The 18,374-nt window shown below is 73.1% G+C and carries 16 protein-coding genes; 3 read left to right on the top strand and 13 right to left on the bottom strand.

All coding sequences use genetic code 11. The annotated features are described in order from the left end of the window. Nucleotides 1-14: 14 nt before the first annotated feature. The 8 genes from ASD33_RS20330 to ASD33_RS20295 all read right to left on the bottom strand — a co-directional run bounded on the left by ASD33_RS20330 (nt 15) and on the right by ASD33_RS20295 (nt 8,948). Complete coding sequence (locus ASD33_RS20330) at nt 15-1,643, bottom strand: glycoside hydrolase 43 family protein (protein WP_056562152.1); 1,629 nt, start codon at nt 1,641-1,643, stop codon at nt 15-17. Continuing rightward, nucleotides 1,640-2,485 (bottom strand): PmoA family protein, encoded by an 846-nt coding sequence (locus ASD33_RS20325; RefSeq protein ID WP_056562148.1) that lies wholly within the window; start codon nt 2,483-2,485, stop codon nt 1,640-1,642. The genes ASD33_RS20330 and ASD33_RS20325 overlap by 4 nt, the downstream gene beginning before the upstream one ends. After that, complete coding sequence (locus ASD33_RS20320; protein ID WP_056562145.1) at nt 2,482-3,675, bottom strand: Gfo/Idh/MocA family oxidoreductase; 1,194 nt, start codon at nt 3,673-3,675, stop codon at nt 2,482-2,484. The genes ASD33_RS20325 and ASD33_RS20320 overlap by 4 nt, the downstream gene beginning before the upstream one ends. Then, the gene (locus ASD33_RS20315) at nt 3,672-4,505 is read right to left on the bottom strand and encodes a carbohydrate ABC transporter permease (protein WP_242427136.1); all 834 of its coding nucleotides are present in this window, start codon (nt 4,503-4,505) and stop codon (nt 3,672-3,674) included. The genes ASD33_RS20320 and ASD33_RS20315 overlap by 4 nt, the downstream gene beginning before the upstream one ends. Continuing rightward, complete coding sequence (locus tag ASD33_RS20310; protein ID WP_056562139.1) at nt 4,502-5,440, bottom strand: sugar ABC transporter permease; 939 nt, start codon at nt 5,438-5,440, stop codon at nt 4,502-4,504. The genes ASD33_RS20315 and ASD33_RS20310 overlap by 4 nt, the downstream gene beginning before the upstream one ends. A 126-nt stretch (nt 5,441-5,566) precedes the next feature. Then, complete coding sequence (gene araD / locus ASD33_RS20305; protein ID WP_242427135.1) at nt 5,567-7,381, bottom strand: L-arabinonate dehydratase; 1,815 nt, start codon at nt 7,379-7,381, stop codon at nt 5,567-5,569. Next, the gene (locus ASD33_RS20300) at nt 7,378-8,301 is read right to left on the bottom strand and encodes a dihydrodipicolinate synthase family protein (RefSeq protein ID WP_056562136.1); all 924 of its coding nucleotides are present in this window, start codon (nt 8,299-8,301) and stop codon (nt 7,378-7,380) included. Before ASD33_RS20300 ends, araD begins: the two co-directional genes overlap by 4 nt. After that, nucleotides 8,298-8,948, bottom strand: coding sequence for a GntR family transcriptional regulator (locus tag ASD33_RS20295; RefSeq protein ID WP_056562133.1), 651 nt, complete (start codon nt 8,946-8,948; stop codon nt 8,298-8,300). The genes ASD33_RS20300 and ASD33_RS20295 overlap by 4 nt, the downstream gene beginning before the upstream one ends. A 254-nt stretch (nt 8,949-9,202) precedes the next feature. On the opposite strand from ASD33_RS20295, the gene ASD33_RS20290 reads away from it, so the two are divergent. Continuing rightward, nucleotides 9,203-9,928: a dienelactone hydrolase family protein gene (locus tag ASD33_RS20290; RefSeq protein WP_056562130.1), complete on the top strand. Its 726-nt coding sequence runs from the start codon at nt 9,203-9,205 to the stop codon at nt 9,926-9,928. Nucleotides 9,929-10,021: 93 nt separating this feature from the next. On the opposite strand, the gene ASD33_RS20285 is transcribed toward ASD33_RS20290, so the two are convergent. The 5 genes from ASD33_RS20285 to xylA all read right to left on the bottom strand — a co-directional run bounded on the left by ASD33_RS20285 (nt 10,022) and on the right by xylA (nt 15,634). Further along, the gene (locus tag ASD33_RS20285; protein ID WP_056562127.1) at nt 10,022-11,236 is read right to left on the bottom strand and encodes a S8 family peptidase; all 1,215 of its coding nucleotides are present in this window, start codon (nt 11,234-11,236) and stop codon (nt 10,022-10,024) included. A gap of 253 nt (nt 11,237-11,489) precedes the next feature. Next, nucleotides 11,490-12,242 carry a lactate utilization protein C gene (locus ASD33_RS20280; RefSeq protein ID WP_079044892.1) on the bottom strand — a complete coding sequence of 251 codons (753 nt, stop codon included), beginning with the start codon at nt 12,240-12,242 and terminating at the stop codon, nt 11,490-11,492. 14 nt (nt 12,243-12,256) lie between these two features. Further along, a complete protein-coding gene (locus ASD33_RS20275; RefSeq protein ID WP_056562124.1) occupies nt 12,257-13,681 on the bottom strand; it encodes a LutB/LldF family L-lactate oxidation iron-sulfur protein in 1,425 nt (474 codons plus the stop codon). Next, nucleotides 13,678-14,394: a (Fe-S)-binding protein gene (locus ASD33_RS20270; RefSeq protein ID WP_056562121.1), complete on the bottom strand. Its 717-nt coding sequence runs from the start codon at nt 14,392-14,394 to the stop codon at nt 13,678-13,680. Before ASD33_RS20270 ends, ASD33_RS20275 begins: the two co-directional genes overlap by 4 nt. Nucleotides 14,395-14,464: 70 nt before the next feature. Further along, nucleotides 14,465-15,634: a xylose isomerase gene (gene xylA / locus ASD33_RS20265; protein WP_056562118.1), complete on the bottom strand. Its 1,170-nt coding sequence runs from the start codon at nt 15,632-15,634 to the stop codon at nt 14,465-14,467. Between the two features lie 279 nt (nt 15,635-15,913). Between xylA and xylB the strand changes: the two genes are divergently transcribed. Then, nucleotides 15,914-17,395, top strand: a complete 1,482-nt coding sequence (xylB, locus tag ASD33_RS20260; RefSeq protein ID WP_056562114.1) for a xylulokinase — start codon at nt 15,914-15,916, stop codon at nt 17,393-17,395. A gap of 127 nt (nt 17,396-17,522) precedes the next feature. Then, a complete protein-coding gene (locus tag ASD33_RS20255; protein WP_056562111.1) occupies nt 17,523-18,146 on the top strand; it encodes a hypothetical protein in 624 nt (207 codons plus the stop codon). The last annotated feature ends 228 nt before the right edge of the window (nt 18,147-18,374 follow it).

Raw genomic sequence — 18,374 nt, 5'->3', positions numbered from 1 at the left:
GGACAGCGGGGCCCTCAGCCGGGGGTGACGCGGAAGTCGGTGAACACGCCCGCCCCGGCGTGCCCCGCGTCACCGGGCGCCGCGGCGAACAGGCCGAGCAGCGCGCCGACCCAGCGCCACGGCGTGGCGGCGAACTCGGGCCCGACCGGGACCGGGCCCTCGCCGGTGTCGTACGAGAAGTGGCAGCGGGCGTCCGCCGTGACCGCGATCCGCAGCAGCACCCGGCCGGCGGGGACCGCCCGAGGCCTCGCCGCGTCCCGTTCCCGGGCGGCGCCGGGCGGGGTGAAGCGGTGCACGAGCCGCGCCGTGCCGTCCGGGGAACGCTCCAGGCCGATCCACGCGTACGCGTCCCCGAGGACGACGAGCCCGGCACGCGCCCCGGCGGCCTCCGCGTCGAGCCGCAGCCCGACCTCGACCAGGCCCGCCCCGGCGGGCAGCCGCTGCGTCAGGACGTGCGGCACCCCGCGCAGGTCGTCCACGCGCTCCGTCCGCACACAGGCCAGGCGGAGGCCGTCGCCCGAGTGCCGGCAGGACCAGCCCTCGTCGGGGTTGGCGGTCCACTGCCACTGCCGGCCGAACCGGCCGCCGGGGAAGGCGTCGTCCACCGCCGGCCGCGCGCGCGGCTGCTCCGGCAGGTCCGGCTTGCGGTGGACGCGCACCGGGGCGCCGTGGTCGCCGAGCACGGGCCAGCCGTCCGCGTCCCAGCGCATCGGCTGGAGATGGACGAGCCGCCCGAACGCCCCCGACGCCTGGAAGTGCAGGAACCAGTCCTCGCCGCGCTGGGTGCGGACCCAGCCGCCCTGATGCGGGCCGTTGACGTCGGTGTCGCCCTGCGCCAGGACGATCCGCTCCTCGTACGGGCCGAAGAACGACCGCGACCGGAACGCCCCCTGCCAGCCGGTGGCCACGCCCCCGGCCGGGGCGAGAATCCAGAACCAGCCGCCGTGCCGGTACAGCTTCGGCCCCTCCAGGGTGAACCAGCCCGGAAGCAGATCGGCGTCGACGAGGACCCGGCCCCCGTCGAGGACCCTGCTGCCGTCCGGGCTCATCCGGTGCCCGATCAGCCGGTTGTTGACCCCCGCGCGGGACTTCGCCAGGGCGTGCACGAGGTACGCCTCGCCCGACTCCTCGTCCCACAGCGGGCAGGCGTCGATCAGACCCCGGCCCGCCTTCACCAGGTGCGGGGGCGTCCACGGGCCGCGTACGGAAGGGGCGTTGACCTGGAACACCCCCTGGTCGGGGTCGCCCCAGAAGATCCAGAACCGCCCGTCGTGATGCCGCAGCGAGGGCGCCCACACCCCCCGGTCGTGCCGGGGCTCACCGAACGCGGCGGCCGGCTCCAGCCGTTCCAGGGCGTGGCCGACGAGCGTCCAGTTGACCAGGTCCCGGGAGTGCAGCAGCGGCAGCCCGGGGGAGCGGCCGAAGCTCGACGCGGTGAGGTGGTAGTCCTCCCCGACCCGCAGCACGTCCGGATCGGACCAGTCGGCGGCGAGGACCGGATTGCGGTAGGTGCCGTCACCGAGGTCCCCGGCCGCCGCACGGCCCGCGTACGCCCCGGGCGTCGCCGTACCGCCGTACGCTCCGAGCGCCGCCGCACGGCCGTGCGCTCCGTGCGTCGCCCTACCGCCGTGGCCCCCCGTCATGACGCCACCGCCCCGCGTACCAGGGCCGCGGCCCCGGCCCGGTCCAGGCGGCCGTCGGCGACGACGGTCACCACCCGCCGCACGACGGTCTCCCCGGCGCCCAGCGGAAGCGGGGTCTCGTGGGCGAGGGAGGAGCCGACCCCCGGGTACTCGGCCGCGCGGACGAACCACGGGTCCTCACGGGTCCGAGCCGTCGCCCCGGCGAACACCAGGGTCCAGTCCTCGCCGGCGAGCGCCACCCAGTCCGCGCGCACCCCGTGCACCGCCTCCTCGCCCACGGCGCAGGCCGCGAACACCGCCGGGGGCCTCGCCTCCTTCGGCGCGCGCCAGAAGAAGCCCCCGTACCCGGCGCCCGGCCGGCCGTTCGTCGCGGGGCTGCCGACCGACAGCTCACGGCCGGAGACGTTGGTGAGCGAGAAGGCCAGGTCGAGCGCCCAGGCGGTGTCGGTGAGCGCGGTGACCGCCACCGTGCGGCGCTCCCCGAGCAGCCGCTCGCCGCCCGCCGTCCAGCTCAGCTCCGCCACGAACCCGTCCGGCCCGCACCGAGTGAACCGCTCGTGCCGCTGCACCCCGTGGTTGTCGAGCGCGACCGGGCCACGGCCGCGCACGAAGGTGCGCCCGCCCCAGAAGTCGTACCCGGCGACATCGGCCACGGCCACGCCCGCCCCGAGGTGGTGCGGGTGGTCCGCGGGCACGCTCTCGGTGACCGGCCGCCCCGCGAGTGTGGTGACGGGGTGGAGGTACGGACGGGGGGAGTGGTCCGGGGCGAGCCGGGGCCGGATCGTGTAGCGGGCGACGGTACGGCCCCGGCAGCGCAGGACCGTCGCCGGCCCGGCGGTCATCGGACGCCCGCCCGGGGCGACGGAGCCCAGGGGGCGCCGAGTTCGGAGAACAGCTTCAGTCCGTCGGCGGCCGCGCCCACCAGGGCGTCGACCCCGTGGACGACCCGGCGCGGTCCGCCGTCGCCCGGCTCGCCGTGCCAGTGCGCGGCGGGGATCTCCCGGGGCTCGGGGGCCGTCCGTACCGCCTCGACCACCCGCATGAACCCACCCGTCTCCGCCGGCGGCACCCACAGCGGGGCGCCGTCCGTGACGTGGGCGACGAGGTTCTCCAGGAGGTCGGTGCGGCCGTACTCGGTCTCCACCGGCCCGTGCCCGCCGCGCTGCACGAGGACCCGGTCCTGCCGGTACCAGAAGGTGATCCGGCCCCGGCTGCCGTGCACGACCACGTACGGCTCCGCGGACTTCTCGGCGCACAGCGTCGCCGCGACCGCGACCCGGACGCCGGCCGAGGTCACGACCCGTACCCCTGAGGTGTCGTCGGACTCGATCGCGTGCGCCCGCAGCAGCTCGGTCTCGACCAGCTCGACGTCCTCGGCCCGGGAGGCGCCCGCCAGCGCGAGCGCCGTCGCGACCGCGTGCGCCAGGGGGTTGGTGAGCACCCCGTCGACGACGTCGACCCCGTCGAGGCGGCGGCGGCCCGCCCAGGGCGCGCGCCGGAAGTAGGCCTCGTCGCGGACCCAGGCCCCCGCCCCGCCGACGCCGAGGAGTGCGCCGATCGCGCCCTCCTCGACCATCCGGAGGATCGCGGGCACCGCGTGCGAACCGAGCGACTGGAAGCCGATCTGACAGGCGACCCCGGCCGCCGCGACCCCGTCGGCCATCCGGCGGAACTCCGCGTACGACGGGGCGGGCGGCTTCTCCAGGAGGAGGTGCGCCCCGTGCCGGGCGGCGACGAGGGCCAGGTCGGCATGGGTCTGGATGGGGGTGCTGAGCACGGCGATCCGGGCGCCGGTGGCGGCGAGCAGCGCGTCGAGGTCGGCGGACTGCGCCGGGGCGCCGAAGCCGTCGAGCTCGGCCGCGTCGAGGGGACGCAGCTCGCAGACCCCGGCGAGGCGGACGAGCCCGGCCTCTTCGAGGCGGCGGATGTTGAGGAGGTGGCTGCGGCCGTGGCCTCGGGCGCCCGCGAGGACGACGGGCAGCGGGGTGCGTGCGGTGTCCGGTCCCTCCGCCTCGGTGTGGAGGATGCTCATCCCTTCACCGCCCCGGCGCTGAATCCGGTGACCAGCCACTTCTGGATGAAGGCGAAGACGAGGACCACGGGGACGGCGGCGACGACCCCGCCCGCGGCGAGCGCCCCTAGGTCGACGCTGTCGGCGCCCATGAGGGTGTTCAGGCCGACGGGGATCGTCTGCTTGTCCTGGCTGCTGAGGAACATCAGGGCGAAGAGGAAGTGGTTCCAGGCGTGGACGAAGGCGAAGGAGCCGACGGCGACCAGACCGGGCCGGAGCAGCGGGAGGACGACGATCCGGAAGGCGTGGAACCGGTTGCAGCCGTCCACCCAGGCCGCCTCCTCCAGGGAGGAGGGCACGTTCCTGATGAAGCCGCTGATGAGGATCATCGACAGCGGGAGCTGGAAGACCGTCTCGGCGATGATCACGCTGCCGAGCGAGTTGATCATCCGCAGCTCGGCGAAGATCTGGAAGAGCGGCACGAGGAGCAGCGCCCCCGGCACGAACTGGGAGCAGAGCAGGGCCAGCAGGAAGCCCTTCTTGATCCGGAAGTCGAAACGGGCCAGCGCGTACCCGCCGGCCAGGGCGACGACGGTGGTGCTGACCAGCACCGCCACCCCGATGAGCAGGCTGTTCTGGAAGAAGACGCCGAAGCTGCGCTCGTTCCACACCTTCTCGAAGTGCGCGGTCGTCATCGGCCAGGGCAGCAGGGAGGTGGAGCCGGCGGGGCGCACGGCGAAGAGGAGGATCCAGTAGAAGGGGATGAGGGTGAAGAGGAGGTAGATCCCGAGGGGCAGATAGATCTGCCATCGGGGTACCTCGTCCCACGCCCTGTGCCGGGCGGCTTTCACTTGCCGTCGCCTCCGAACTTGCTCAGGCGCAGATAGACCATCGAGCAGAAGAGAAGGATCACGAACGCCACCGTCGTGAGGGCGGAGGCGTATCCGAAGTCATGGGCGTCGACGCTGGTGTGGGCGATGTACAGCGGCAGGGTCGTCGTCTCGCCCGCGGGGCCGCCGCCGGTCAGCGTGTACAGCAGGTCGACGTTGTTGAACTCCCAGACCGCGCGCAGCAGCGTGGACAGGACGATCGCGTCCCGGATGTGCGGCAGGGTGATGTGGACGAACTGCCGTATCCGGCCCGCCCCGTCGACCTCGGCCGCCTCGTACAGGTCCTTCGGTACGGACTGGAGGTCGGCCAGGATGAGGATGGCGAAGAAGGGGACCCCACGCCAGAGGTCGGCGACGATCGCCGCCGGGAACACGGTCGCGGTGTCGGAGAGCCAGGACGTGCCGTACGTGCCGAGGCCCAGGTCCGCCAGGTAACGGCTGATGCCCGTCTGGGAGTTGTAGAGCAGGACCCAGATCGCGGAGGTCAGGACGCCCGAGACCGCCCACGGCGAGAAGACCAGGGCGCGGCCCAGGGCGCGGCCGACGAACGTCTGGTTCACGATCAGGGCGAGCGCCAGACCGAAGAGCAGCTGGAGCGTCACCTCGACGACGACCCATTTGAGGCTGAAGGTCAGCGTCCCCCAGAACGCGGGGTCGTCCGTGAAGATCCGGGCGAAGTTGTCCAGACCCGCGAAGCCGTTCCGCCAGGGCTTCGTGGGGTTGTAGTGCTGGAGGCTGTAGTAGAAGACGCTGAGCACGGGATAGGCGATGAAGCCCAGCATCAGCAGTCCGGCGGGGGCGATCAGGAGGTACGGCAGTCGGCGGGGGGTCGCTCCCGTGCGATGGCGCGGCCGAGCCCTGAGGGCTCGGGGCGATGGGGTCACAGCTGAGGCCATGACGGCGGCTCCGTTCTCGGTGAAGCGCTGCGCGAACGTCGTGCGAGAGGTCGGGCGGGGGTGGGGGCGGGCCGAGCGTGAGGGGGGCGCGGGCAGGTGCCGCGGCCCGGGCGGTACCCGGGAGGCTCAGCCGGCGTACGGATCCGGGGTGGCGCCCGGCCGGGCCAGGAACGCGAAGTCGCAGCCGGTGTCGGCCTGGGAGATCTGCTCCATGTACAGCGCGCCGTAGCCGCGCTCGTAACGGACCGGCGGCGGCGTCCACGCCTCCCGGCGTTCCGCCAACTCCTCGTCCGGGACGTGCAGATGGAGGGAACGAGCCGCCACGTCGAGGGTGATCGTGTCACCCGTGCGGACGAGCGCGAGCGGGCCGCCGACATGGGACTCGGGCGCCACGTGCAGCACGCACGCCCCGTAACTCGTCCCGCTCATCCGGGCGTCGGAGATCCGCACCATGTCCCGCACCCCCTGCTCCAGCAGGTACCGGGGGATCGGCAGCATCCCGTACTCCGGCATCCCCGGCCCGCCCTTGGGGCCCGCTCCGCGCAGCACCAGCACATGGTCCGGGGTGATGCCGAGCGCCGGGTCGTCGATGGTCCGCTGCATCGTCCGGTAGTCGTCGAAGACGACCGCGGGACCGGTGTGCTTCAGCAGCCGGGGCTCGGCCGCGATGTGCTTGATCACCGAACCGTCCGGGCAGAGGTTGCCCCGCAGCACCGCCACCCCGCCCTCCGGGGCCAGCGGCCTGGAACGGTCGCGGATCACCTCCTCGTCATGGACGAGGGCGCCGTCGAGCTGCTCCCGCAGGGTGGCGTGGGAGACGGTCGGCCGGTCCAGGTGCAGCACGTCGGTGAGCCGCGACAGGAAGCCGGGCATCCCGCCGGCGAAGTGGAAGTCCTCCATCAGGAACCGGCCGCCCGGCCGCAGGTTCGCCAGCACCGGCACCGTCCTCGCGATCCGGTCGAAGTCGTCGAGCGTCAGCTTCACCCCGGAGCGCCCGGCCATCGCGATCAGATGGATCACCGCGTTGGTGGAGCCGCCGAGCGCGAGCACGGCGGCCACCGCGTCCTCGTACGCCTCCCTCGTCAGGATCCGCGAGAGCCGCAGGTCCCGCCGTACGAGCTCCACGATCCGCAGCCCCGAGGCCGCCGCCATCCGGTCGTGCCCCGAGTCCACCGCCGGCACCGAGGAGGCGCCCGGCACCGTCACCCCCAGGGTCTCGGCGGCGGCGGTCAGCGTCGACGCCGTCCCCATCGTCATGCAGTGACCGGGGGAGCGGGCCAGACCGCTCTCCAGCTCCGCCATCTCGCAGTCGCCGATGCGCCCGGCCCGCTTCTCGTCCCAGTACTTCCACATGTCCGTGCCCGAACCGAGGACCTCGCCCCGCCAGTGCCCCGGCAGCATCGGCCCCGCCGGGACGAACACCGTCGGCAGGTCGACCGAGGCCGCCCCCATCAGCAGCGCCGGGGTCGTCTTGTCGCAGCCGCCCATCAGCACCGCCCCGTCCACCGGGTACGAGCGCAGCAGCTCCTCGGTCTCCAGCGCCAGCAGGTTGCGGTACAGCATGGGAGTCGGCTTCTGGAAGGTCTCCGAGAGGGTGGAGACCGGGAACTCCAGCGGGAAGCCGCCGGCCTGCCACACCCCGCGCTTCACGGCCTGGGCCCGGTCGCGGAGGTGGACGTGGCAGGGGTTGATGTCGGACCAGGTGTTGAGGATCGCGATCACCGGCTTGCCGAGGTGCTCCTCGGGCAGATAGCCGAGCTGCCGGGTGCGGGCGCGGTGACTGAAGGAACGGACCCCGTCGGTGCCGTACCACTGGTGACTGCGCAGCTCCTCGGGGCGGCGGGGGGCCTCCGCGGCGGCCGTGTCCGGGGCCGTCCCGCCCGCGCCGGCGGTGTCCGCTTCCGGTGTGCCCGTGCCGGCCGTGTCCGGACCCTCGTTCATATCGGCCACCCGGCGGCGATCTCCGCGACCTCGGGCCGCTCGCTCTCGGGGAGTGCGCGGCTCGGCGGGCGGACGTCGCGGCGGCACAGGCCGAGGGAGGCGAGGGCCTCCTTGACGACGGTCACGTTGTCCGCGTTGCCGTTCGCCGCGCGCAGCTCCTCGAAGCGGCGGATCCGCTCCCAGACCTTCATGGCGGCCGGGTAGTCACCGGCGCGCAGCGCTCCCAGCATCTCCAGGGGGAGCGCGGGGGAGACGTTGACCAGGCCGGAGGTGAACCCGGTGGCGCCGCCCGCGAAGTAGGAGGGGGCGTACGGCTCGGCGAGACCCGCGACCCACACGAAGCGGTCGAGGCCCGCGTCCCGGGCGAAGCCGGCGAACCGGGCCGCGTCGGGGACCGCGTACTTCACGCCGACGACGTTCGGGCACGCGGCGCCCAGCTCGGCGACCCGCGCCCCGCCGAGCAGCGGGTTGCGGACGTAGGGGACGACGCCCAGCTCGGGGACGGCCTCGGCGATGGCCCGGTGGTAGTCGACCCAGCCGCTCTCGGAGACGTACGGGTGCACGGGCTGATGGACCATCACCATCTGGGCGCCACAGGCGCGGGCGTGCCGGGCGGCGTCGACGGCGGTCGGCACGTCGTGGCCGACGCCGACGAGGATCGCGGCGCGGTCCCCGGCCTCCTCGACGGTCACCTCGGCGAGATGGCGGCGCTCCCCGGGAGTGAGGGCGTAGAACTCGCCGGTGTTGCCGTTGGGGGTGAGGGTGCGGACGCCCCCGTCGAGGAGGCGGCGGAGCAGCGCGCGGTGGGCGGCGGTGTCCACGGAGCCGTCCTCGGCGAACGGGGTGACCGGGATGGCCACGACGTCGGCGAGCGCGGCCCGCATCGTCTCGACTGCCCCGGGCGCCGGTCGCGCGCTCATTCGCTGTCCAGGGAGGAGTGGGGGAAGGCGCGCTCGACGAACGAGGCGATGTGGTCGTGCACGGCCCGCCCCGCCCCGTCGGCGTCTCCCGCGAGGGCCAGCCGCAGGATCTCCTCGTGCTCGGCGGCCTCGCGCTCCCAGGAGGGGACGGCGGCCCAGGCGACCGTGGAGACCAGGGCCGCCTGGTCGCGGACCTCGTCGAGCATCCGGCCGAGCAGCGGGTTGCCGCAGGGCAGGTAGAGCGCGCGGTGGAACTCCCGGTTGGCCAGGGACCGTTCGGCCGGGTCGTCGGCACCCGCGGCGCGCAGCAGGGCGTCGTGCGCCGCGTCGAGCGGGGCCCGGGAGGTGACGGCGCGGCGGACCGCCTCGGGCTCCAGGAGGAGTCGTACGTCGTAGACGGCGCGGGCCATCTCCGCGTCGACGGTGCGGACGGTGACGCCCTTGTACTGGCTCATCACCACGAGCCCGCTGCCCGCGAGGGTCTTCAGGGCCTCGCGGACCGGGGTCTTCGACACCCCGAAACGCGCGGCGAGTTCGGTCTCGACCAGCGCCTGTCCCGGTCTGAGACCGCCGGTGAGGATGTCGTGCTTGATCGCTTCCAGGACGTACTGGGTGCGGGAGGGGATGGGGCTGGGGGCGAAGGTCATGACGCACTCTCAGATCTCATGTATCGCGTCTCATATATGACGTACGAAGTGCAACGGGCAAGAAGCTAAAGGGGCGTTGGTGTTTCGTCAATGCTTCGCGCAAGCGTTCTCCGCGTTCCCCGTGGCCGGCCGGTGTCCGGCCACGGGGAACGGGGGTCGTCGGTGCGGCGGGGTGATGTCGTCGGGCCGGACCGCTGTCTGCCATCGGTGAACACCACCCCGAGTGGGCGCGCCGACGATTACCGTCGAGTCGCATGACGACGGTCACCACCCGTACGGTCGAATACCCGGCCGACAACCTGACGATGATCGGACACCTCGCGCTCCCGGCCGGTGCCGAGCGCCGGCCCGCGGTCCTGATCGGACCCGAGGGGGTGGGACTCAGCGACGTCGAGCGCCGTCGGGCCGAGGCTCTCGCCGAGCTGGGGTACGTGGCGCTGGCCTTCGACCTCCACGGCGGACGCTACTTGGAGGAACCCGAGGACATGCTGGCCCGCTGCATGCCGCTGCTCGCCGATCCCGACCGTATGCGAGGAATCGGTCACGCAGCGCTCGACGTGTTGCGTGCCGAACCCCGGGCCGACCCCGACCGGATCGCCGCCGTCGGCTACGGCACCGGGGGCGCGGTCGTACTGGAACTCGGCCGTGACGGCGTCGACCTGCGTGCGATCGGGACGGTCAACGCACTGACCACGGGCCGACCGGGCGAGGCGGCGCGCATTCGCTGCCCGGTATGGGCCGGGGTCGGGGCGGAAGACCCGATCATGCCGCCCGCGCAACGGGAGGCGTTCACCGCGGAGATGCAGGCCGCGGGAGTCGACTGGCGTCTCGTGGTCTACGGAGGAGCCCTTCACGCCTTCCACCACCCGACGGTCGGCCACACCGTGCGCCCCGGCGTCGGCCACCACCCGCGGCACGCCCAGCGGGCCTGGCAGGACATCGTCGCCCTCCTCGCCGAGTGCCTGCCCGTCACGGACTGACCCGGCACGAGCGGCGCCGCGACCCGCACACGACGGCGGCCCGTCCCGCCCCCGGGAAGGGGCGGAACGGGCCGTCGTCCCGTGCGTCGCTGGTTACTCGACGATCTTCAGGAGCTTGTTGGCGGTGCCGGGGCTCGCGTTGCCTATCTTGTCGGAGGTGGCTCCGCCGACGAGGGCGTCCGCGACCTGGGCGGGGGTGGCGTCCGGGTGGCCGGCGAGGTAGACGGCGGCGGCGCCGACCACGTGCGGGGTGGCCATGGAGGTGCCGGAGATGGTCTTGGTGCCGGTGTCGCTGTCGTTCCAGGCGGAGGTGATCTCCGAGCCGGGGGCGTAGAGGTCCACGACCGAGCCGAAGTTGGAGAAGCTCGACTGCTGGTCGTCCTTGGTGGAGGAGGCGACGGTGATCGCCTCGGTCACGCGGGACGGGGAGCCCTGCCCGGCGTCGGAGGACTCGTTTCCGGCGGCGACACCGAAGGTGACGCCGGAGGCGATGGCCTTCTTGACGGCCTCGTCGAGGGCGGGGTCGGCGCCGCCGCCGAGACTCATGTTGGCGACGGACGGGCCCTGGTGGTTCTTGGTGACCCAGTCGATGCCCGCGATGACCTGCTCGGTGGTGCCCGAGCCGTTGTCGTCGAGGACGCGGACGGCGACGATCTTCGCCTTCTTGGCGATGCCGTGACCGGTTCCCGCGATCGTGCCGGCGACGTGGGTGCCGTGGCCGTTGCCGTCCTGCGCCGTCTCGTCGTTGTCGACCGCGTCGAAGCCGTCCGAGGCGCGGCCGCCGAAGTCCTGGTGGCTGACGCGGACTCCGGTGTCGATGACGTAGGCGGTGACGCCCTCGCCGGCGGCGTCGGGGTAGGTGTACTTCTGGTCCCCGGCGGTGTCGGTCTGGTCGACGCGGTCGAGGCCCCAGGACGGCGGGTCCTCCTGGGTGGCGCTGATGGAGAACGTGCGGTTCTGGACCACCTTCGCGACCGAGGGGTCGGCGGCGAGCCGCTTGGCCTCGGTCTCGGTGAGGTTGTTGACCGAGAACCCGTTGACGCTGGAGTCGTAGCTGCGGCGCAGGGTGCCGCCGTACTCCTTGGCCAGCTCGGACTTCCCGGCCTTGTCGGTCTTTCCGTCGAGCAGGACGACGTAGCTGCCCGCCACGGCGTTCTGGGCGCCGAGGCCGTAGACGGTCCCCTCGGCGGGAGCCGGGCTCGCGCCGGCGAACGGGCCGACGGCGACGGTCACGCCCGCCGCTGCGACGATCGCAGTCGCGACGGCGAGGGAGTTCCTGAGGGTGCGGGCACGCTTGTGAGTTGCCACGAAATGGCCTCTTCTCGTCAGGATTTGTGGGGGGTTGGGCCGCCGACAGGAAACTCTCCGGCGGCCCGCTCGAAACCCTGACCGATTGACGAGTGCAAATCAAAGGGCCTTCACAGATCCATGACCTTCTCACCAAGGTTTCTTGGAAAGAAAACGGACGCTTCCGCGCAACTCGCCCTCAGGGAAAGCGGCCTGGTCGGGCAACGGGAAGCGTCCGGTCGCACGGGCGCACGGTGTACGCGCCCGTCACGCTTCACCGCACCAGGATCACTTCCAGGGTGCGGGGACCGTGCACGCCCTCGACCCGGTCGAGTTCGATGTCGCTCGTCGCGGACGGCCCCGAGATCCAGGTCAGCGGGCGCGACGGGTCGAGCCGGGGGAGCGCCTCGGGAACGGAGGCCACCACCTGCTCCGGCGCACGGACCACACAGATGTGGAGATCGGGTACGAGGGTGAGGGCGCGGCGGCCCTGCCCCGGGCCGCCGTCGAGGACGATCGTGCCCGTCTCCGCGACCGCGAGCGCGCAGCCGGTCACCACGGCGTCGATCCCGTCGAGCGCGGACGGCGTGAGCCGGGGCTCGTCGCCGCACCGGTCGGCCCCGGTCGCGGCGAGCCACTCCTCGGGCAGTCCGGGCGGAACGACGACACTGCGGGCGCCGCGCTCCGCGAGGAGCCGGGCGACCAGCGCGGGGACGCCGTCCGGGGTGGCGCGGTGGACGTGGGCTCGGTAGTCGACGAGGTTCTCGTGCAGGAGGTCGAGCAGCCCGTCGGGGCCGGCGGGAGTGTGACTCGTCCGGTAGGCGCGGGTGACGTCCGGGGCTTCGGGGGCGTCGGCGACAGCGGCACGGATCCGGGCGAGGACCTGCGCGCGGGAGCCGCCGGGGGCGGGGTCCGCACCGGGGCCGGTGGTGGGGCCGGGGATGCCTCCGGCGCTGGGGCCGGTGGTGGGGTCGGGGGTGCCTCCGGCGCTGGGGACGAGGCTGTCTCCGGTGGTGTCGTCGGTCATGGGCGAGTCCTCCGTCACGTGCGGTTCTTCTTCCACCAGTCGCGGAACGGCTCGGCCGGCAGTTCGGGCAGGTTCCGGTGCTCGGACCACTGGCGCGCCCCGGGCCCCGGCAGCCGCTTCGGGTGCAACGCACGCGTGGCGGAGGCGAGGCGCTCGCCCGTCACCAGGGCGGCCGGATGGTCGAGCACCCAGGAGGCGGCCCTGATCGCGGCCCGTTCGAGGCGGTGCCCCTTCCCGCCCTCCCCGGCCACCCGCTCGCGCAGGTGCACCAGGACCTCGGGGATGTCGATGGCGACCGGGCACACCTCGTAACAGGCACCGCACAGCGAGGAGGCGTACGGCAGGGAGGCGTCGATCTCGCTCACGGTGCCCCGGAGCTGCGGGGTGAGGATCGCGCCGATGGGCCCGGGGTAGACGGAGCCGTACGCGTGTCCGCCGGCTCGCTCGTACACCGGGCAGACGTTGAGGCAGGCCGAGCAGCGGATGCAGCGCAGCGCCTGCCGTCCCACCTCGTCGGCGAGGGCGTCGGTGCGCCCGTTGTCGAGGAGCACGAGGTGGAAGGTGCCCGGACCGTCGTCGTCGGTGGTGCCGGTCCAGGTGCTGGTGTACGGGTTCATCCGCTCGGCCGTCGACGAACGCGGCAGCGTCTGGAGGAACACCTCCAGGTCCCGCCAGGTCGGCACCACCTTCTCGATGCCGACGACGGAGATCAGGGTCTCCGGCAGGGTCAGGCACATGCGCCCGTTGCCCTCGGACTCGACGACGACGAGGGTGCCGGTCTCGGCCACCATGAAGTTGGCGCCCGAGATCCCGACCTCGGCCCGCAGGAACTTCTCGCGCAGGTGCAGCCGGGCCGCCTCCGCGAGTTCGGCCGGGGAGTCACTGAGACCCTCCGGCGCCGGGCGGCCCCAACTCCCCATTCTCTCGCGGAAGATGTCCCGGATCTCGCCCCGGTTGCGGTGGATCGCCGGGACCAGGATATGCGAGGGGCGGTCCTCGCCGAGCTGCACGATCAGCTCGGCGAGGTCCGTCTCGTAGGCGGCGATGCCCTCCGCCTCCAGGTGCTCGTTGAGCCCGATCTCCTGCGTGGCCATCGACTTGACCTTGACGACCTCCGTCTCGCCGGTGGCCTTCACGAGCGCGGTGACGATCCGGTTGGCCTCCGCCGCGTCGGCCGCCCAGTGCACGGTCCCGCCGGCCGCCGTCACCGACTCCTCCAACTGGAGTAGATGCGTGTCCAGGTGACGGAGCGTCCGGTCCTTGATCTGTTTCCCGGCCTCCCGCAGCTCCGCCCAGTCGTCGAGCTCCGCGACCGCGCGCGCCCGCTTGTCCCGGATGGTGTGGGTGGCGTGCCGCAGGTTGGCGCGCAGGGTGGCGTCCCCGACCGCCGTCCGCGCCGCCTCGGGGAACGCCGGCATGCCGACGAAGGTTCCGCTCACCGCCAGGGCTCCTCTTCCGTGCTCGCCAGGATGTCCGCCAGGTGCACCGCGCGCAGCGGCGCACCCTGCCGGTCCAGCATGCCGCCCACGTGCAGCAGACAGGAGTTGTCGGCGCCGCACAGCACCTCGGCACCGGTGGACAGCGCGTTCGTGATCTTGTCGGCGCCCATCGCCGCCGACACGTCCGGGTTCTTCACCGCGAAGGTGCCGCCGAAGCCGCAGCACTCCTCCGCACCCGGCAGCTCCACCAGCTCAAGGCCCTTCACCGCCTCCAGGAGCCGCCGGGGCCGCTCCCCGAGCCCGAGCAGCCGCAGGCCGTGGCAGGACGGGTGGTACGTCACCCGGTGCGGGAAGTACGCGCCCACGTCCGTGACGCCCAGCACGTCCACCAGGAACTCCGTCAGCTCGTACACCCGCGGGGCCAGGCCCGCCGCCTCCGCGCCGAACGAGGCGTAGTGGTGGCGGACCATCGCCGCGCACGAGCCCGAGGGGGTGACCACGTACGCGTACCCCTCGAAGGCCCGCACCGTGCGCCGCACCAGCGGCGCGGTCTCGGTGCGGTACCCGGTGTTGAACTGCGGCTGCCCGCAGCAGGTCTGCGCGGCGGGGAAGTCGACGGTCACGCCCAGGCGTTCGAGGACCCGGACGGTGGCCACCCCCGTCGCGGGGAAGACGGCGTCGTTGACGCAGGTGACGAAGAGGGCGACACGCATCACGGGTCCTCGGGGACGGTTCCGGCGGGGCGGTCCGTAGTCTCGCAGGGGGCGGCCCCGAACACCCGCCTCAGCGAACGCCGAGGAGGTGCTCCAGGGCCAGTTGGTCGAGGTGTTCGAAGGCCATCGAACGAGCCGCCGCCGCGTCCACGTCGAAGGTCTCGTACGCCGTCGGGTCGGCGAGCAGCCCCGCGAGCCCGTCAGCGGCCGTGGGGGCGGAGAGTTCGGGCAGCCGGGAGGCGGACAGGGCGTCGCGGACGTCCGGGTCCGCGCGGAAGGCAGCCGTGCGCTCCTTGAGGACGAGGTAGTTGCGCATGCAGTTCTTCGCGGACTCCCAGACCCCGTCGGCGCCGTCCGTGCGCACCGGCTTGAAGTCGAAGTGGCGCGGACCCTCGTAGCCGGCCGACTCCAGCAGGTCGACCAGCCAGAACGCCTGGCGCAGGTCCCCCGCCCCGAAGCGGAGGTCCTGGTCGTACTTGATGCCCGACTGGCCGTTCAGGTCGATGTGGAAGAGCTTGCCCGCCCACAGCGCCTGCGCGATGCCGTGCGGGAAGTTCAGTCCCGCCATCTGTTCGTGGCCGGTCTCCGGGTTCACCCCGACGAGCTCGGGGCGCTCCAGGCGCTCGATGAAGGCGAGCGCGTGGCCGATCGTGGGCAGCAGGATGTCGCCGCGCGGCTCGTTGGGCTTGGGCTCGATCGCGAACCGCAGGTCGTAGCCCTGCTCGGTGACGTACTGGCCGAGCAGGTCGAAGGCCTCCTTCAGCCGGTCGAGGGCGACCCGGACGTCCTTCGCCGCACCGGACTCGGCGCCCTCCCGGCCGCCCCAGGCCACGTACACGTTCGCCCCGAGTTCGACGGCGAGGTCGATGTTGCGGAGGGTCTTGCGCAGGGCGAAGCGGCGTACGTCCCGGTCGTTGGAGGTGAAGGCGCCGTCCTTGAAGACGGGATGGGTGAAGAGGTTCGTGGTGGCCATCGGCACCGCCAGCCCGGTGCGGTCGAGGGCGGCGCGGAACCGCTTCACGGCCGCGTCGCGCTCGCCGTCCGCGGCGCCGAAGGGGATGAGGTCGTCGTCGTGGAAGGTGACGCCGTACGCGCCGAGGGCGGCGAGCCGTTCCACGGTCTCGACGGGGTCGAGGGCCGGGCGGGTGGCGTCGCCGAAGGGGTCGCGGCCCTGCCAGCCCACGGTCCACAGACCGAACGTGAAACGGTCCTCGGGGGTGGGTGAGAAGCGCTCGGTCATGGTGTCTCCCTGCTACTGGCGGGCGGATTTGTTTTCTGAGATAACTAATACGGGAAGGGGGCCGCCGGGCGCCAGACCCGATCGAGCGATCGAAGGGACGGCTTCGCGGCCGAGCGGCTTTACGGGCGGCTTCGCGGCCCGATGCCCGTCGCGCGTCGCGCGTCGAGCTGTCGCACCGATGCCCGATGCCCGATGCCTGCTGTCCGATGACCGATGAACGATGTCCGACGTACGGCGCCCGATCCGCATCGGGCCGCGAGCCGAGAGAAGAGGTGACGGGTGCCCACCAGCCGCTCCGTCGTGATCGGTGTGGACAGCTCCACGCAGTCCACCAAGGCCGTCGCCGTCGACGCCGACACCGGCGAACTCCTCGCCCTCGGCCGAGCCCCGCACACCGTGACCGGCACCTCGGGCGCGCGCGAGAGCGACCCCGAGCAGTGGTGGACCGCCCTCGTCACGGCCGTCCGCGCCGCGCTCGACGGCACCGGTCTCCCGGCCGGGTCCGTCACCGGCATCGCCGTGGCCGGACAACAGCACGGCCTCGTCGCCCTCGGCGCAGACGCCCGCCCCCTGCGCCCCGCGCTGCTCTGGAACGACACCCGCTCCGCCCCCCAGGCCGCCGCCCTCGCCACCCGGCTCGGCGGCCCCGGGGCCTGGCTCGAACGCACCGGCTCCGTCCCCGTCGCCTCCGTGACCGCCGCCAAATGGCAGTGGCTGCGCGAGCACGAACCCCACCACGCGGAGGCCGCCACCGGGGTCCGCCTCCCGCACGACTTCCTCACCGAACGCCTCACCGGACTCGCCGTGACCGACCCCGGGGACGCCTCGGGAACCTGCTGGTACGGGACCGCCACCGGCACGTACGACCCCGGCGTCCTCGACCTCCTCGGCCTCGACCCGGCCCTGTTGCCCGCCGTGGCCCCCGGCGGCGCCACCCGCGTCGGCACCCTCGCCCCGGCCGCCGCGGAGGCCCTCGGGCTGCCCCGTACGGTCGCCGTGGCCGCCGGAACCGGCGACAACATGGCCGCCGCCGTCGGCCTCGGCCTCGGCGGCGCCGGGCTCCTCGACCACCCGGTCGTCAGCCTCGGCACCTCCGGCACCGTCTTCGCCGCCACCCGCGCCCGCCCGGCCGACCCCGGACTTGCCGGCTTCGCCGCCACGGACGGTACGTACCTGCCGCTCGGCTGCACCCTCAACTGCACCGTCGCCGTCGACCGGTTCGCCGGGCTGCTCGGCCTGGACCGGGAGGACGCGGCGCCCGGCGGAGAGGTCGTCGTCCTTCCGTACCTCGATGGGGAACGCACCCCCGACCTCCCCCATGCCGCCGGGCTGGTCACCGGCCTCCGGCACGGCACGGACCCCCGGGCCGTCCTCGGCGCCGCCTACGAGGGAGCCGCCTTCACGGTGTTGCGGGCCCTCGACCAACTCCTCGCCGCCTGTGGACTCGACCCCGCCGAACCCTCCGTACGGGACCGGCCGCTGCGCCTGATCGGCGGCGGCGCGCGGGGCCGGACATGGACCGAGACCGTCCGGCGCCTGTCCGGCCGACCGCTGGTCGTCCCGGCCGCGGACGAACTGGTCGCCCTCGGCGCGGCGGCCCTCGCGGCCGGGGCGGCGACGGGCGCCGACCCGGTGGCGCTGGCGACGTCCTGGGGTACGGGAACGGGCCGGGACCTGCCCCCGGTCACCCGCGACTCCGCGACCTGGGACCGGATCGAGGCCGTCCTGTCGGCCGCCGCGCCGACGCTGCTGGGCGGGTGAGGTGCGTCAGTCGGGTCGGGGGCAGGCGGGGCAGCCGGGGCAGGTGGGTCAGGCAGGTCAGGCGGGTCAGGCGGGGCGTAGGGGCGTTCCCGGGCTGTCTGTCGGTGGCTGGTGACAGGATCGTGGGGTGCTGATCAAGGGATATGACGTCGGCCCGTTGGTGGCAGGCGAGTCACTGCTGGTCCAGCCGGGCTTCTGGTCGAACTACCTTCTGGCGATGTGCAGCGACGGGGGGTGTGCTGAGCGGCCGGTTCCGGAGTGGTTCGGTGAGGACGGCGCCGATGTCGATGCCCTGTCCGAGGTCCTCTTCGATCCCGAACGCTGGCCGGTGTTCAGAGTGCCGACGGGAGACGGCCCCGGAGCCGTGCTGGTCTACCGCAACCTGGATGGCGACTACGGCACCGACTACCTCCTCAGCCCTCCAGGCGGAAGCCGCGTCGAGCAGATCGCCTGCTGGGACGGAGACTTCTCCGGCACCGGGCTGACATGGCGCGAACTGATCCGGATGGCCGACAACCCGTCCTTTGCGGCCGAAGGAGTCCAGGACCCGACCATCCGCTTCCTGCTGCTGCTTCCCCTCCTCACCGACCCGGAGGTACCGGAATCAGCATCGGCACGGCTCATGGCGGCCCTGGCCGCAGTAGGTGCGCCGCAGGACACCGCCTCCCTCACGGCGGAGCACCTGCTGGCCCACCTCACGCGGAGATCCCGACACGACCCGACGTGGGCGTCGCCGCTGAGCGGCAGCTGAGAGGCGGGACGGTCGCAGGCCACCCCGTGGAACGATCTCGGTGTGGCTGGTGTGGCTGGTTCGGCATTGCCCGGATGCACAACCTCGCCCTCGCCGAAACCATGCTCGACCGGTGCACGTCCGACGGGGTGAGGACTCGGTTGGCGCAGCCAGCCGCGATCGACAAGTCTGACCAGCTTGGTGCGCAGTCGGTTCCAGCTTGGCCTTCACGCTGACGTCTACCCCGAC

This window comes from Streptomyces sp. Root1304, from assembly GCF_001426405.1.
GTDB lineage: Bacteria > Actinomycetota > Actinomycetes > Streptomycetales > Streptomycetaceae > Streptomyces.
The sequence above is the reverse complement of the archived record's forward strand: the minus strand, read 5'-3'. Positions and strand labels throughout refer to the sequence as shown.

Bases quoted from the DNA above. Each gene is read 5' to 3' on its own strand.
- araD (WP_242427135.1), bottom strand. From the start codon at position 7,381: ATGAACGAGGGTCCGGACACGGCCGGCACGGGCACACCGGAAGCGGAC.
- ASD33_RS20290 (WP_056562130.1), top strand. From the start codon at position 9,203: ATGACGACGGTCACCACCCGTACGGTCGAATACCCGGCCGACAACCTG.
- xylA (WP_056562118.1), bottom strand. From the start codon at position 15,634: ATGACCGAGCGCTTCTCACCCACCCCCGAGGACCGTTTCACGTTCGGT.
- ASD33_RS20270 (WP_056562121.1), bottom strand. From the start codon at position 14,394: ATGCGTGTCGCCCTCTTCGTCACCTGCGTCAACGACGCCGTCTTCCCC.
- ASD33_RS20280 (WP_079044892.1), bottom strand. From the start codon at position 12,242: ATGACCGACGACACCACCGGAGACAGCCTCGTCCCCAGCGCCGGAGGC.
- ASD33_RS20320 (WP_056562145.1), bottom strand. From the start codon at position 3,675: ATGAGCATCCTCCACACCGAGGCGGAGGGACCGGACACCGCACGCACC.
- ASD33_RS20295 (WP_056562133.1), bottom strand. From the start codon at position 8,948: ATGACCTTCGCCCCCAGCCCCATCCCCTCCCGCACCCAGTACGTCCTG.
- ASD33_RS20325 (WP_056562148.1), bottom strand. From the start codon at position 2,485: ATGACCGCCGGGCCGGCGACGGTCCTGCGCTGCCGGGGCCGTACCGTC.
- ASD33_RS20310 (WP_056562139.1), bottom strand. From the start codon at position 5,440: ATGGCCTCAGCTGTGACCCCATCGCCCCGAGCCCTCAGGGCTCGGCCG.
- ASD33_RS20330 (WP_056562152.1), bottom strand. From the start codon at position 1,643: ATGACGGGGGGCCACGGCGGTAGGGCGACGCACGGAGCGCACGGCCGT.
- ASD33_RS20300 (WP_056562136.1), bottom strand. From the start codon at position 8,301: ATGAGCGCGCGACCGGCGCCCGGGGCAGTCGAGACGATGCGGGCCGCG.